Below are 14,887 nucleotides of genomic sequence, written 5' to 3'. Positions count from 1 at the left end.
ATGCATTGTCCGTTATTTTCGGCGAAACAACGTACAACGGCAAAATAACGGACAGGGCATCCGCTAATTCGCATACGAAAAAAGCGACGGAGCAGAAAGCTGCCGTCGCTTCACCAACTATACCGCCTTCAACCGGCCGTTCTCCTCGCGGAGCTCGATGAACACCGGCCGCTCGTCGGGCGTCTTGTTCGGCGTATGCAGCGCCAAGAACAGCCGTCCGTCGAACGCGCGAAAAATCATGCCGTGCCCGCCGTCGCTCTCGTACAGCGGCTCGCTCTCCTGCACCCACGGCCCCGTCACGCCGCCCGTCGTCGAGCGGGCGATCCCCTGCGCGTACTTGCCGCCCTTAAAGCTCGACCACAGCATGAGCAAGGTGCCGTCCGCGCACGTATGCAGGAACGGGCCGTCCGTCACGTACACGTCGCCCTCCCGAATCGGTTCGACCCAAGGCGCCTCGCTCGCCGCGAACAGCGTGACGGGCTCCCCGTCCGCGCGTTCCAAATTAGCCGTCAGCGGAACCGCGCAGATCGTGCCGTCCTTCACCTGCACCCACTCGTGGCAGAACACCATCCACGGCCGGCCGGCCCGGTCGACGTACAGCGTCCCGTCGAGGCACTCCCAGTCGCGCGGCGTGACCGGGCCGTCGCTGTGCGGGACGAACGGTCCCGCGGGACCGTCGGACACGAGAATTTGCGTGCCGCGGCAGACGCCTTCCGCCTTGAACGTAGCGAACATATAGTAGCGGCCCTGGTACCGGTGCACCTCGGACGCCCAATACTGCGTATCCGACCAAAAATCGGGGCCGGGGCGGAACGCCGGGAACGGGCCTTCCCACGTCGCCAAGTCTTTGCTCCGGTACGTGTCGAAGCCGGTGGCGGGCCCTCTCCAAATATTTTTGTCCGTCGACCCGTACAAATAGTACTCCCCGGTTTCCTCGACCGGGAGGACGAACGGATCCCTCAGTTGAATGTCTTCTTTGCGAAGCATCGGCTAAACCCCTTCCCGCTTAATAAGTAATGGACGCGACGCCCGGCGCGGACGCCGTGACGAACAGGCCGTCCCGGAACGCGGCGACCTCGTTCCCCGCGAGGCGGATCGGGTACGCGCGACCTTCGTATTCGACGACGCCCTCGACGCCGCCCGCCGCCATGCCGACGATCGACTGGAGCGCGCCACGCCGGTCCGCCACGAGCCGCACGCCCGCCGGGAACCGGCAGACGAGCGCCCCGTCGACGTACCATTCGCACTCGTCCGCGCCGTTGACCAATTCATAAGAACGTCCGTCGATCGTCCGCGCATAAGCCGTCTCCGCCGCCAGCGCGACGCCGTGATCGCGCGTCGCCGGCAGCAGCCCCGTCAGCCAGACGTCTCCGTTCGGCGTCGGCAGGACGCCGCACAGCCGCTCGATGAAATCCAAGGCGCACAGAATCGCCGGCGAATACGTCTCCGTATAGCCTTCTTCGCCGGTCCACGGGTTCAACGTCTGCGCGAACCGTTCCATCCGCGAAACCGCGGACACGATCGGCTGCAAAATCCACGTCAGCTCCACATGCCGGCCGTGCGCTTCGAACGCGTGCGCCGTCCGAATGAGGCTGAGGAAATTGGTCGGCCCCGACCAGGAGTTCTGAGCGGCGTGCGGGTCGAACCGCGGGTCGTCCATCGCGACCGACGGATACGGATATTTGGCGAAAAATTTCCGCGTGTTGAGCAAATATTTTCGCAGCATCCGCTCGAACAGCGCATCGTCGCCGACTTCGCAGGCGAGCACGCGCAGCAGCACGTCGGACTGGACGCGGACGAAGCTGCCGGTCCGGTCGACGTCGTAGAAGAAATCGTCGCCGGCGTCGTAGCAGTGCTCGAACAAGCTGCGCAGCGACGCCTCGGCCCGCTCCGCCCATCGCGCGGCTTCCTCCGCAAGGCCCAGCCGCTCCGCCATGCGCTTTAAATACAAGCGGGAGCAGTACACGCTCGCCGTCAAATCCGGCGCGAGGAACGGCAGCACCGGAGAGTGCGGGTCGTACCGGGACGGGTCGTTCCGGTACGGCGTATCCGGCACGTGCCAGAAGCGGGCGGACAAGTCATGCCCGGTATCGAAGGCGCAGAACGCCTCGACGCAGCCCGTCCCGCGCGTATCTCGGTTCGCCGCCAGCCAGCCGTCGTACCGGCTCAACGCGTCGTACATCTTGCGCAAGTACTCGTCGTCTTCCCCGTGCAGCGCCGCATGGTTCCAGACGCTTCGCGCCGGCGGCGTGACGAGCTGAATTTGCTTGAACACGGCTCCCTCTCCGGTGATCTTGTAAGGGAGCAGCCCGTCCTCCCGCTGCAAATCGGCGAACTGCTCGAACGTGCCGCGCGCGACCGTCGGCAGAAAGCGCGACAGCAGCTCCGCGTTGATCGTGCCGGTGCTCTCCAGCCAGCAGCCGAAGTACACGCCGCCCTCCTGCAAGATCGGCTGGCCGTCCCCGTTCGGCTTAATGCAATCCAGCAATTTCCTGGCGGCCGTATAATAAGTTTCTTCGAGCCGCGGCTCGCCGTCAACGGCGACGGCGAATTTCGCGCCCTCGCGGACGAACTCGCCGACGAGCGGATCGGCCGCCCCCGCGCCGATCCGTTCAAGCGCGTCGATCGATCTCAATTTGCGCAATGCGGATTTCATTTTCGTTACGCCCCGTTTCTCCTCGTGAAAATGATGTTACCGAACGTATTCGGACGGACTGCAGCCGGCGATCGACTTGAACACTTGGCTGAAATACGTGGAGTTTTGAAAGCCGACCATCTCGCTGATCTCGTAAATCATGTATTTGCCCGTGCCGATCAGCTCCTTCGCTTTTTCGACCCGGTATTTGTTCAAATAGGTAACGAACGGCTCCCCGGTCACCCGCTTGAACAGCTGGCTCAAATAATTGCGGTTCACATGCAGCTCGGCGGCGATCTCCTCGAGCGTAATCGTTTTGTGATAGCACGTCTCCACGTACTCCTTCACGACCCGCTCGACGAGCGCGTGGCTTTTCTTCCCCTGCACGGATTCCGTCATCCGCTGCAGCCACCGGCCGATCTGCTCCTCCGTCCATTCGGTCGCCTGCTTGGCGCTTTCGCAGCGATGGAGCGCCAGCAGCAGCTCCTCGAGCCCGACGTCGACGGCGCCTTCGTCCGACGACGCGCACCACGCCGTCCACAGCGCGCTGATGACGCCCGCGTAGGCGCCTCGCAGGACGGGCAGGGAAGCGGTTTCGGTCTCGAGCTGCCGCTTAAACCGCTGCCACAGCTCCATGACGATGGACGGCTGCTTCTGGTAGATCGCTTCGTTGATTCTCCCGATCCAATCCAGGGACGCTTGCTTCCCCTCGCTGGAATCGCGGACGTCCTCGAACCGATAAATCCGGTTGATCTCGCTCATTTCCGCGTGCTCGACCGCGACCTGACTGTCGAGATACGAATCGATGACCGCGTGATAGCCGCGGTACGGCCGGCCGAGCCCGCCCATGACGGAAATTTTCATAAACTTGAGCACGTTGTCGACGATGTGCGTCGATACATTCATGATCGCCTCGGCCGGGAGCGGCGCGGACGGGTCTACGCCTAAGAAGACGACGACGAACTCCTTATCCGTATATTCGACGACCTCCGCCGACACGTTCGCGCTGCTCTCGAGCTCCCGCGCCAGCACCTCCCGCACGATATTGCCGGTTCCGAAACGAAGCAGCTGCCAATCCCGCTCCTTCTTTCGGTTTAACGCCTCCGAACGAATGAGCCGGATGCTGAGCGTTTGGATCGACACGTCCGGCGGCGGCAGTTCCATGAACGCGATCCGCTGCTCCGGCAGCTCGTCGGGCCGGTACCGGGTCGACAGCAGATCGCGGAAGAACGCGTCGCGCATCGACTGCCGGAGCACATGCTGCTGGCTCACGTATTTTTTCAGCAGCTCGTCGCGCTCGCGGTTCTCGTCCAGCGCTTCGATGACCTCGCGGACGACGAACACGATTTCCGTCAGGCTCGGCGGCTTCAGCAGGAAATGCTGGATGCCGAAGGATACCGCTTTCCGGGCGTTCGCGAAATCGTCATAGCCGCTCAAGAACACGACCGGCACGTCCGGATCGACGGCGAGAATCGCTTCCGTCAGCTGGAAGCCGTCCATCTCGGGCATGTAGACGTCCGTAATGACGATATCCGGCTTCAGCGCGCGGAATTTCTCGAACGCTTCCTTCCCGTCGGCGGCGGTGCCGACGACGCGGACGCCCAGTTCGTCCCACGGGATATGCCTCATCAGTCCCTCGATGACGTATTGATCGTCATCCGCCAGCAGTATCGTCTTCATGCCATAAGCTCCTTCTCAGCCTTTCGATTTCTTCTTCGTCGCGGACGAGCGGCAGCCGAATTTCAACCTCGGCGCCCCCGCCCGGGGCGGGCCGGACGGCGACGCCGTACTGCGGCCCGCAGTACAGCCGAATGCGCTGGATCACGTTGCGGATGCCGATGCCCTTCGCGGTCCGCACGTCGAACCCTTCCGGCAGCCCGACGCCGTTGTCGCGAATGCGCAGGACGAGCACCTCTTCGTTGTCTTGCGCCGCGCGCTCCGCCGTCACCTCGATCGCCGCTTCCTCCTTGCGGCCGCGGAAGCCGTGGATGACAGCGTTCTCAAGGAACGGCTGAAGCACGATTTTCGGAATGAGACAGCCGTACAGCTCCTTCTGCACGTTCTCCGTATAGCGAATCGGGAACTGCTGGCGATATTTTTGAATCGTCATGTAGCAGTCCGCGTGCACGAACTCGTCTTTGAGCGCGACGTACCATTTGTCGTTGCTGAGACCGATCCGGAACAGCTTCGACAGCTGATGCACCATCTGGCTGATGTCCCGGGCGTTATAATCCAACGCGCGCCAGTGAATCATGTCGAGCGTGTTGTACAGGAAATGCGGCTTGATCTGAGCCTGCAGCAGCCGCATCTCCGCCTCCCGGCGGTCGGTATGCTCTTTGTTGACCTGCCACATCAGTTCCTTCAGGCGGCTCACCATGCGATTAAATTGCGAGGTCAAATATTGATATTCATAGATCGAGGAGCCTTGGATGCGAACGGAGAAATCCCCTTTCTCCACGGTGCGCATCGCCTCGACGATGTCCCCGATCGGCGACGTCAGCTTCCGAGAAATCCAGAAGACGACCGGAATCGAAACGACGATCAATACGCTCAGCAGCATGATCGTCAGCCGCTGCACCTGCTCGCGGCTGCCGACGAAGACGTCGCGCGCGAGCAGCTGGGTCAGCTTCCAATTGGCGGTGCCGCCGTCCGCATGAATGATGCTGTACGTCCGGCCCGCGATGTCGACGGGGTTCGCCTCGTTCGACCGCGCGAGCCCGCCCGCGACCCGCTCCGGTTCGACGGCCGACGCCGCCCCGTACCGCACCGCTTCGCCTTCCGGCAGCGTCGAAGCGATGTATTTGCCGCGGGTATCCATGAGAATGTAGTAATCGTCGCTGTCGTCGGCGGGGTACGCGAGGGACAGCGCCCGGAACAGCTCGCGCGCCGGGATGTTGATTTTAACGACGCCGAGCGTTTGACCGCCGTCGCCCATCACCCGGTGCACGTAGCTGACCATCGGCGGCCGTCCCGACCCGGCGGCGCCCTCCCGCGCCGAGCTCCAAAACCCGTCCGCCTCGGTCAGTCCGCTCAGCCATCCTTGCCGCTGCGCCTCCTCGTACGAGTACAAGAAATTATCCTGCACCGGCGTATAGCCCGCGTATTGATCCGTATACAGCTCGATAGAATGAATGCCTTCCTTCACCGACTGCATGCGAAGCAAGTAGTCATAGATCTCTTTCGACCGGGTATGAAATTCGAAGAAGCTCTCGGGGCGCGTCGACAAGTGATCCTGAACCATGTCGTTCGTGACGATGAAAACCGCCGTGTCCTGGATGCCCTTCACGTAATTCGACAGCTGATGCGACGACGCCTGCAGCAGATCCGACTTCGCTTCCTTGATTTCCCGATACGCCAGTTCGGTGTACGTCGCATAAAACGCAGCCCCGGAAACGAGCAGGAACAGCGCGTTCAACCCGAAGAAGCAGAGCACGATAATGGCGAACAATTTTTTGGGATATGCGAGTATGGAGCGCATGTTCGGCCCTCTTCCGTTTTCCTCTACTTTACCCCTTCAATCCCGTCGTGGCTATGCCTTCCACGAAATACCGCTGTCCGGCGAAAAAGACGAGCAAACTCGGCACGATCGACAAGACCGACATCGCGAACACCGCGCCCCAGTTCGAATCGCCCGACGAATCGAGGAACAGCCTGAGACCCAGCGGCACCGTAAACTTGCTGATATCGCTCAAGTAAATGAGCTGGCTGAAAAAGTCGTCCCACGTGCCCATGAAGGTGAAAATGCCCGTCGTAATGAGCGCCGGCGCGGCCAGCGGCATGATCACGCGCAAATACAATGTCAACGTGCCGCAGCCGTCGATCTTCGCGCTCTCGTCGAGCTCCTTCGGAATGCCGCGGATAAACTGCACGATCAGGAATACGTAAAACGCTTCCGCGACGAATTTCGGCACCGTCAGCGGCAGGAACGTATCGACCCAGCCGAGCTTGTGGAAAATGATATACTGCGGGATGAGCGTTACGTGCCCCGGCAGCATGATCGTGCCGAGCATGATCGCGAACCACAGATTTCGCAGCGGGAACGAGATGCGCGCGAACGCGAACGCCGCCATGGACGAGCTGATGATGTTGCCGACGACCGCCAACAAACAGATGATCAGCGAATTCAAGAAAAACCGGCCGAATTGAATGTTGCGCAGCCCGAACCATCCTTCGACGTAATGCTGCAGCGTTACGCTCGCGGGCCACAGCCGCGGATCGGTGAAGATGATGTCGGTCGGCTTGAACGAGCTGCTGAAGAGCCACAGCACCGGATACAGCATCAGTGCGCCGAACGCGAGGATGAACGCGTGAAGCGACAGCGCGCGCATGTTCGTCATCGTCATTCCTTTCATCGCTTATCGCCCCCCATCCGAGTAGTACACCCAATAGCGGGAAGATAAAAACAGCAGCCCCGTGAACGCGGCGATGATCGCGAGCAAAAGCCACGCCAGCGCCGAGGCGTATCCCATCTCCAAATACGAGAACCCGCGAATATATAAGTACAGCGAGTACAGCAGCGTCGAATTGACCGGGCCGCCGGTGCCTCCGCTGATAATGAACGCTTTCGTGAACGTCTGGAACGATTGAATGACCGTAACGACGAGGTTGAAGAAAATGACCGGCGTGAGCAGCGGCAGCGTAATGCGCCAAAACTTCCTCATGGCGCCGGCGCCGTCGACCGTGGCCGCTTCGTACAGCTCTCCGGGAATTTGCTTAAGCCCCGCGAGGAAAATGATCATGACCGCCCCGAACTGCCAGACGGACAGCCCGACGAGCGAGTAAATCGCATAGTTCGGATCGGAAATCCAGGAAGGCCCTTGGACGCCTAGCATCGCCAGACCCCGGTTGAACAAGCCGTCTCCGTCGAACACCTGCTTCCACAGGATCGAGATCGCGACGCTGCCCCCGAGCAGCGACGGGATGTAATACACGGTGCGGTAGAAATTCAAGTGCCGCAGGTTTTGGTTCAGCAGGATCGCGATGAACAGCGCGAAGGCGAGGCGCAGCGGCACCGACAGCAGCACGTACGCGAAGGTCGCCTTCACCGAATCGCGCATCCGGTAATCGTCGGTAAAAATTTGCGCGTAATTTTGCACCCCGATCCATTTCGGGGCATTGAACATGTCGTACTGGGTAAAAGACAAGTAAAAAGATGCGATGATCGGTCCCAAATAAAACGCGAACAACCCGACCAACCACGGCAGCAAAAACGCGTATCCGACCGCGCCGGTTTTCCATTTCGTCATGTTCATGTGTTCCACCGCCCTTTCCGTTATACGGGGGAGGAGCGATTCCCGCCCCTCCCCCGCTCTGTCTACGATTGTATTGGGTTTATTGCTTCGCTTTCGCGAGCAGCTTTTCCGCTTCGACCATGAACTGATCGACCGCTTTCTCGACCGACATTTGGCCGAACGCGATTTGCTCGCTCGTCAGCCGAAGCAGGTTGACGAATTCGTTGTCGAGCGGGAAAATTTCGTACTCGAAGTTGCTCGCCACTTCGTTGGACAAGCTGATATAGTCGTAAAGCACCTTATCCACCGGGGAAGACGTTTGCGACAGCAGCTCCCGCACCTTCTCGGACGGCGGCACGCCTCGCGTATTGCCAAGCACCGTAGCGGCTTCCTCGTTGTTCACCATGAAATCGATAAACATCGCCGCTTCCTTCGGATGCTCCGATTTCCCGTACACCGTCATGAACTGGCCGGACGGCGGCGGATACATGCCGGTGCCCATCGGACCGTTCGGGCTCGTGAGGAGGCCCAGCTCGTCCTGCGTCAGCTGCTGGAAGCCGAAAATTTGCGACGCCGACGTGTACTGCATCGCGACCTGCCCTTTGACGACGAGCGATTTGTCCGCTGCGTCCGGGTTGTTCGCCACTTGCATCTCCGGCGGCACGATGGCATTCGCTTTGCGCAGCTCATCCCACATCGTGAACCAGCGGATCATATCTTCCTTCGTAAAATCGAGCTTGCCGTCCTTGTACACCTGCTTGCCTTCGCTCGCCAGGAAGTCCGTGAACGCCGGCTTGTTGCCCGATAAGTCGTAGGAGCCGTAGATGCCTTCCCCGAGGTTCTCGGAAAGCGTAAGAATCAGTTGGTTGTATTCCTCTCTCGTCCACTCTTTCGGAGGCAGCGGCACGTTCGCTTCCTGGAACAGCCGCTTGTTCACCAAAATGCCCGTTCCGCTGACGCCGACCGTGACGCCGTAATACTTACCGTCGAATGTGGCTTCTTTGATCATCGACTCGGACAGATCGGCTACGGAGAGTACGTCGCCCAGATATTCGTCGAGCGGCGCCAACGCTCCGCGCTCGTAATACTCTTTGATGTTGCCGCCGAGCTGGATAATGTCCGGCGCGTTGCCTGCGGCCAGCTGCGTGTTCAGCTTGTCGAAATAGCCGTCGAAGCCGGAATATTCGCCGACGATCGTAATGTGCGGGTATTTCGCCTCGAACAGCTCGATCGCCTGAAGCGTCTTGTCATGCCGCTCCTGCGAGCCCCACCACGACATCCGCAGCTCGATCTTTTCTTCCGCCGGCGCCGTCTTCGTCTCTCCTGCCGGCTGTTCGCCGCCGCCCGTTCCGCTCTGCGCCCCCGGCGCGCTGCCGCCGTTCGAAGAGCATGCGGCGAGCAGCAGCATCGCGCACGACAACGTTACAAACCAATTTTTCCTTTTCAATTGGTTCACCCCTGGTTTCTATGTGATGTTTGCTTCTGTATTCATCGTACGAAATTGTGTAACCGCTTTAAATAAACAAAAGTTAGCATTGTCTTAAGAAAACTCAGATCGGGTAAAAAAGAAGGCTTGCCCTGCAGCGGCGTTCCGGCTGCATGGCAAGCCCTAGTTTTATTAATTCGCTTCGGATACGACGGCCTTAGCGGCCGTCTCCCGCTTCCCGCTGACGTCCATCAGCACCGGAAGAACGAGCGGCGAACGTCCCATCGTCGTTTCGAAGTAAGAGGAGAGCGTCTTCGAGATCGACTCCTCCCACCCGCGGCGGTGGAATTTTTCTTTCTTCTGGAGCTTCGCGATCGAGCGCTTCAGCACGCGCGTCGCCTGCGCGAGAATGTCGCCGGCCTCCCGCACGTAGATGAAGCCGCGCGTAACGAGGTCCGGGCCCGCGAGCATTTTGTTCTGCGACGCGTCCACGACGACGTTGACGATGATGACGCCGCTGTCCGCGAGCTGCCGGCGCTCCTCCGTCACGGAGCTCTCCCACTCGCTGATCGTGCCGCCCTTGACGAGCACCGCGCCGGCGTGAACCGGCTTGCCGATGCGCGCCATCCGGCGGGACACGTTCAGCGTCTGGCCGTTGTCGAGTACGAAAATGTTCTCGCGCTTCATGCCGAGGCTCTCCGCCAGCATCGCGTGCTGGACGAGCATCCGGTGCTCCCCGTGGATCGGCATGAAATACGTCGGACGAAGGAACGAATGCATCAGCTTCAAATCTTCCTGGCAGCCGTGGCCGGACGCATGGATGTCCATGATGGAGCCGGAGATGACCTCCGCGCCGGCTCGGAGCAGCCTGTCGATGCTGCGGTTGACGTTCTGCGTGTTGCCCGGAATCGGCGACGCGGAGAAAATGATCGTGTCGTCCGGGTAGATGGCGACCTTCTGGTGCGAGCCGTTGGCGATGCGCGTCAGCGCCGCGTTCGGCTCGCCCTGGCTTCCGGTACAGATGATGCAAATGCTGTGGTCCGGATGCCGGTCGATCTGATTGACGTCGATCAAGGTATCCTTCGCGAGCCGGATGTACCCGAGCTCCTGCCCGATCCGGAACGCGCGCTCCATGCTGCGGCCGATGATCGCGACGCGCCGTCCGGTCGCCTCCGCCGCCTCGACGACCTGCTGCAGGCGATGCACGTTCGACGCGAACGTCGCGAACAGGATGCGGCCGCGGCAGCCGAAGAACGTCTCCTTGATGGCGTTCCCGACCGTCTTCTCGGACGGCGTGAAGCCCGGCTTCTCGCTATTCGTGCTGTCCGCGAGCAGCGCCAGAACGCCCTTGCGCCCGATTTCGGCGAGCCGTCCCCAATCGGTCGGCTTATCCGCAGGCGTCATGTCGAATTTGAAGTCGCCCGTGTGCACGATGTTGCCTTGCGGCGTCTGGATAACGATGCCTAATGAGTCCGGGATGCTGTGGTGCGTACGGAAAAATTCGACGGACATGGAGCCAAACTTCAGAACGGAATGTTCGTCCACCAAATGGAGCTCCGTCGATTTCGCCAAATGATGCTCTTCGAGCTTGGCGCGGACGAAGCCGATCGTCAGCGAAGCGCCGTAAATCGGCACCTTCAGCTGCTGGAGCACGAAAGGCAAACCGCCGATGTGGTCCTCGTGGCCGTGCGTCAGGATGATGGCTTTGACCATATCCTTATTTTCCAGCAAATACCGGATGTTCGGGATGATGTAATCGACCCCCGGCATATCCGGACCTGGGAACTTTACCCCGGCGTCGACAACGATAATTTCGCGGCCGTACTGCACTGCGTACATGTTTTTGCCGATTTCGTCGAGACCTCCGAGCGCGAATATTTTGACGTAAGGCGCCCGCTTTTTCTTCGACTTCGGCGATTCCGATTTTGATTCTGCGATTTGATTCATGCTTTGCTTCCTTTATAGGTATATTTTTATGAGCTTAACGCTTCAATAAGCCGCAAGAGAGTACAAACGTTTCCATTATACTTCTTTCCGCCAAGCTTTTGTAGCGAAAGCTCTAAATTTCTTCCTTTTACTTAATAACGTATAGTCATTCGAAGTCTTTGTATGTATAATGAGCCATGGAACGAACCGGACCCGGCCGACCTGAGAGTGGGAGGCCAATTTTCATTAAATCATTGAGAAAGAGAGGACCCTACTGTTGAATTTATTGCAACTGAAAGAAACATGGTTTTCGAACATCCGGATGGACGTGCTGGCCGGCATTACCGTCGCGCTCGCGCTCATTCCGGAGGCGATCGCGTTCTCGATCATCGCCGGCGTCGATCCGAAGGTGGGCCTATACGCTTCCTTCAGCATCGCTGTCATTATCGCTTTCGCGGGCGGACGTCCCGGCATGATCTCGGCGGCCACGGGCGCCATGGCGCTGCTCATGGTGACGCTCGTCAAGGAGCACGGTCTCGAGTACTTGCTGGCGGCCACCGTGCTGACGGGACTGATCCAAATCGTCCTCGGCATCCTGAAGCTCGGCAAGTTTTTAACATTTATACCGCAATCCGTCGTCATCGGCTTCGTCAACGCGCTCGCGATTTTGATTTTCATGGCGCAGCTCGTTCACTTTCAAGGCCAATCTTGGATTATGTATGCGCTCGTCGCCGCTACGCTCGCGATCATCTATGGTTTGCCGCGGCTGACGAAAGCCGTTCCGTCCGCTCTCGCTGCTATCATCGTGATTACTATTATAACCATATCGGCAGGCTTTGATGTAAATACGGTCGGCGACATGGGCGCCCTGCCTTCCGCGTTCCCGCTGTTCCACGTCCCGATGGTTCCGCTCACGCTCGAAACGCTTTGGATTATCTTGCCGTATGCGCTGCCGCTCGCGCTCGTCGGCATTCTGGAATCGCTGATGACGGCCACCATCGTCGACGAAGCGACCGAAACGCGCAGCGACAAAAACCGCGAAATTCGCGGCCAAGGCATCGCCAACACGATCACCGGCTTCTTCGGCGGCATGGCGGGCTGCGCGATGATCGGGCAATCCGTCATCAACGTCAAATCCGGCGGCCGCGGACGCTTGTCGACGCTCGTCGCGGGCGTCGTTCTGCTCTTCCTCATTCTCGTCCTCGACGACGTCGTCGCGCGCATTCCGATGGCGGCGCTCGTCGGCGTCATGATCATGGTGTCGATCAGCACGTTCGACTGGAAGTCGGTGTTCCGCATGAACAAGGTGCCCGTGCCGGACACGGTCGTCATGCTCGCTACCGTCGCGGTCACCGTGTACACGCATAACCTGGCGCTCGGCGTCGGCGTCGGCGTCGTCCTGAGCGCCCTCATCTTCGGCTGGCGGATCGCTTCGCACATCGCGGTCCGCAGCGAACTAGCGCCGAACGGGGCGAAGCGTTACAAGCTGCAGGGGCAGCTGTTCTTCGGCACGACGACCGCGTTCGTCGACGCGTTCGACGCGAAGGACGATCCGCAGCAAATCATCCTCGATTTCCATCAGATGCACGTCTGGGATCAATCCGCCGTGACGGCGATCGCGAAAGTCGTCGCGAAATACCAGCAAGCCGGCAAAACCGTCCGCATCGAGGGACTGAACGAGGAAAGCCGTTCGCTCGTCGACAAAGTCGGGTTAGCCGCATCGTCGGGCCACTGACAATATCATAACGAACGTATCGCATCCGTCCGGAATTCCCGGGCGGATGTTTCGTTATCCCGCCAGGCTGCGGCGATACGCCCGCCAATCGCCCGCCGGGATCGGAACCGCGTTCGCCGGAGCGCTTCGGTACACGTATGTCCATGCGCGAATGCGGCGCTCCCCCGCCTCGACGTCGACTTCGACTTCGATCCGCTCGTATTCGTTGCGCCGATCGCCCTCGCCATAGTAATCTTCCAACTCGTCCAACGAGCGCAGCGTCCGTTCGTCGATCTCGTACACTTCCCCCGCGACGGCGCCGGCGCCGCCGAGCAGCATCGCCGGATATCCCCGGCCGGTATCGACTAGCGACGCTCCCAAGAGGCTCGCTTGCTCCCCCGCCAGCTCTGCGTGCTTCAGCCGAGCGTGGTTCGCTTCCCCCCGCAGCAGCGTGCCGTACACGAAAACATATCTCTGTTTTTGATCCAAGGTATGCCTCTCCCCGTACCGATCTTTACTCTATGGTACCATGCCGGCTTTCGGCTGCGCCAGTAAAGACGCGTTCCGCGAACGATTATGTCATGTAAACTGACACATACAAACAATCCCCTGGCGCTCCGCAAACGGCGACGAGCCGCCCTCCCGGGCGGCCCGTACGATTATTGCATTAACGTATAATGAATCGTCAATTGCCCCGGAGTCGCGCCGCGCACGAACGTAATCAGCTGTCCGCCGATTTTGATCGCGCCGTTCGACCCGCTTCGGCTCACCCGATCGATCATGTCGTCGTACGCCCGCTTGTCGATGGCGACGCCTGCATACACCAAAAGCGCATGAGCGGCGTCCAGCACCGCGCCGTTGGCGTCGTCGAACACCTGCACGTAGCCGAGATTGTCCTCGGTTTTCGCCAGCACCGCCCCCCCGCCCTCGCGCTCGGGATGGCTGACCGCGACGCCTTGGGCCGTCTCCGCGCGGGCGAGGCCCAAGCTGCCCAACTGCTGCTCGAGCAGCGCGGTCAACACCTGCTCGTTCTCGTTCGACCGGACGGGACCCGGCCGCTCGCCGCCTCCGTCCGGGCTGCCGTTCCCCGGATTCCCGTTTCCGTTCCCCGGGCTGCCGTTTCCATGATCCGGATTGCCGCCGCCGGGATTCCCGCTCCCGGGGTTCCCCGAATCCGGGTTGCCTGTGCCTGGGTTCCCTCCACCGGGGTTCCCGCCACCACCAGGGTTCCCTCCACCAGGGTTCCCGCTGCCCGGGTTGCCTGTGTCCGGGTTTCCATTCCCTGCGTGGCCGGTATCCGGGCTGCCGCTTCCCGCGCCTCCCAGGACGCCCGCGACGGCGCCTTGGCCCGCCGGCTTGCGCCCCTTCGCCTTCTCGGCGTTCTTCCGCTCCTCGTCGAGCTTCGCGCGATGCGCGTCCGTCCGCTGCACGAAGACGATCGCCTCCGCCCGGCTCATGAAGCCGTTCGCGTCGTAGCCGGCGACGGTTGCGCTCGTGCGCCCGTTGGAGATGCTCGACGCCAGCACGAACGCGATTCCCTCGTTCTCGCCGAGCGTCTTCCCGAAGGACGCGGCGATCAACCGCGCGGCATGGCCCCGGCGGATCGGGGCGTCCGGCCGCTGCGTCACGGGGTAGCCGAGCTCTCTCGCCCGCTCATAATACGGCGCATACCACGGTTCGCCCGCCTTCGCCGCCCGCATGTCACCCACGCCCGCCGCCCGGAACAGCATGGCGAGGAACTCCGCCTCCGTCGGCTGCGAATCGGGACGGAACGTGCCGTCTCCATAACCGGAGACGATGCTCCGTTCGACCGCCCACTGCAGCGTATCCGCGTACCAGGCTCCCGCCGGCACGTCCTTGAAGCTCGCCGCCCCGGCGAGGCCGCTCCCTGCCGACAAGAGCAGGGCGAGCGCCGCCGCCGCGCAGCGCTTGCGCCATGATTCGTTCATTCGTCC

Annotated in this window: 11 protein-coding genes; 1 reads left to right on the top strand and 10 read right to left on the bottom strand. The window is 60.9% G+C overall.

The features are described 5' to 3' along the window. Positions 1-117 precede the first annotated feature (117 nt). The 8 genes from VE009_RS12420 to VE009_RS12385 form a co-directional block, all read right to left on the bottom strand. Positions 118-987, bottom strand: a complete 870-nt coding sequence (locus VE009_RS12420; RefSeq protein ID WP_325007989.1) for a glycoside hydrolase family 43 protein — start codon at positions 985-987, stop codon at positions 118-120. A 19-nt stretch (positions 988-1,006) separates the two neighbouring features. Beyond that, on the bottom strand, positions 1,007-2,656 hold the full coding sequence (locus tag VE009_RS12415) for an MGH1-like glycoside hydrolase domain-containing protein (RefSeq protein WP_325007987.1): 1,650 nt from the start codon (positions 2,654-2,656) through the stop codon (positions 1,007-1,009). Between the two features lie 36 nt (positions 2,657-2,692). Then, complete coding sequence (locus VE009_RS12410; RefSeq protein WP_325007985.1) at positions 2,693-4,315, bottom strand: response regulator transcription factor; 1,623 nt, start codon at positions 4,313-4,315, stop codon at positions 2,693-2,695. Then, the gene (locus VE009_RS12405; protein ID WP_325007983.1) at positions 4,290-6,113 is read right to left on the bottom strand and encodes a sensor histidine kinase; all 1,824 of its coding nucleotides are present in this window, start codon (positions 6,111-6,113) and stop codon (positions 4,290-4,292) included. Before VE009_RS12405 ends, VE009_RS12410 begins: the two co-directional genes overlap by 26 nt. Positions 6,114-6,141: 28 nt before the next feature. Further along, a complete protein-coding gene (locus tag VE009_RS12400) occupies positions 6,142-6,978 on the bottom strand; it encodes a carbohydrate ABC transporter permease (protein ID WP_325008037.1) in 837 nt (278 codons plus the stop codon). A gap of 12 nt (positions 6,979-6,990) precedes the next feature. Further along, a complete protein-coding gene (locus VE009_RS12395) occupies positions 6,991-7,887 on the bottom strand; it encodes a sugar ABC transporter permease (RefSeq protein ID WP_325007981.1) in 897 nt (298 codons plus the stop codon). 79 nt (positions 7,888-7,966) lie between these two features. Further along, positions 7,967-9,313 carry an ABC transporter substrate-binding protein gene (locus VE009_RS12390; protein WP_325007979.1) on the bottom strand — a complete coding sequence of 449 codons (1,347 nt, stop codon included), beginning with the start codon at positions 9,311-9,313 and terminating at the stop codon, positions 7,967-7,969. Between the two features lie 171 nt (positions 9,314-9,484). Next, complete coding sequence (locus VE009_RS12385) at positions 9,485-11,239, bottom strand: ribonuclease J (protein ID WP_325007977.1); 1,755 nt, start codon at positions 11,237-11,239, stop codon at positions 9,485-9,487. 301 nt (positions 11,240-11,540) lie between these two features. On the opposite strand from VE009_RS12385, the gene VE009_RS12380 reads away from it, so the two are divergent. After that, positions 11,541-12,953 (top strand): SulP family inorganic anion transporter, encoded by a 1,413-nt coding sequence (locus tag VE009_RS12380; RefSeq protein WP_414694845.1) that lies wholly within the window; start codon positions 11,541-11,543, stop codon positions 12,951-12,953. Between the two features lie 54 nt (positions 12,954-13,007). Here VE009_RS12380 and VE009_RS12375 read toward each other — a convergent pair whose 3' ends face one another. Together VE009_RS12375 and VE009_RS12370 are read right to left on the bottom strand one after the other, a co-directional pair. Then, complete coding sequence (locus tag VE009_RS12375; RefSeq protein ID WP_325007974.1) at positions 13,008-13,421, bottom strand: gamma-glutamylcyclotransferase family protein; 414 nt, start codon at positions 13,419-13,421, stop codon at positions 13,008-13,010. Between the two features lie 170 nt (positions 13,422-13,591). Continuing rightward, on the bottom strand, positions 13,592-14,881 hold the full coding sequence (locus VE009_RS12370) for an S-layer homology domain-containing protein (RefSeq protein WP_325007972.1): 1,290 nt from the start codon (positions 14,879-14,881) through the stop codon (positions 13,592-13,594). Positions 14,882-14,887 lie beyond the last annotated feature (6 nt).

It is taken from the genome of Paenibacillus sp. (assembly GCF_035645195.1).
GTDB lineage: Bacteria > Bacillota > Bacilli > Paenibacillales > YIM-B00363 > Paenibacillus_AE.
The sequence above is the reverse complement of the archived record's forward strand: the minus strand, read 5'-3'. Positions and strand labels throughout refer to the sequence as shown.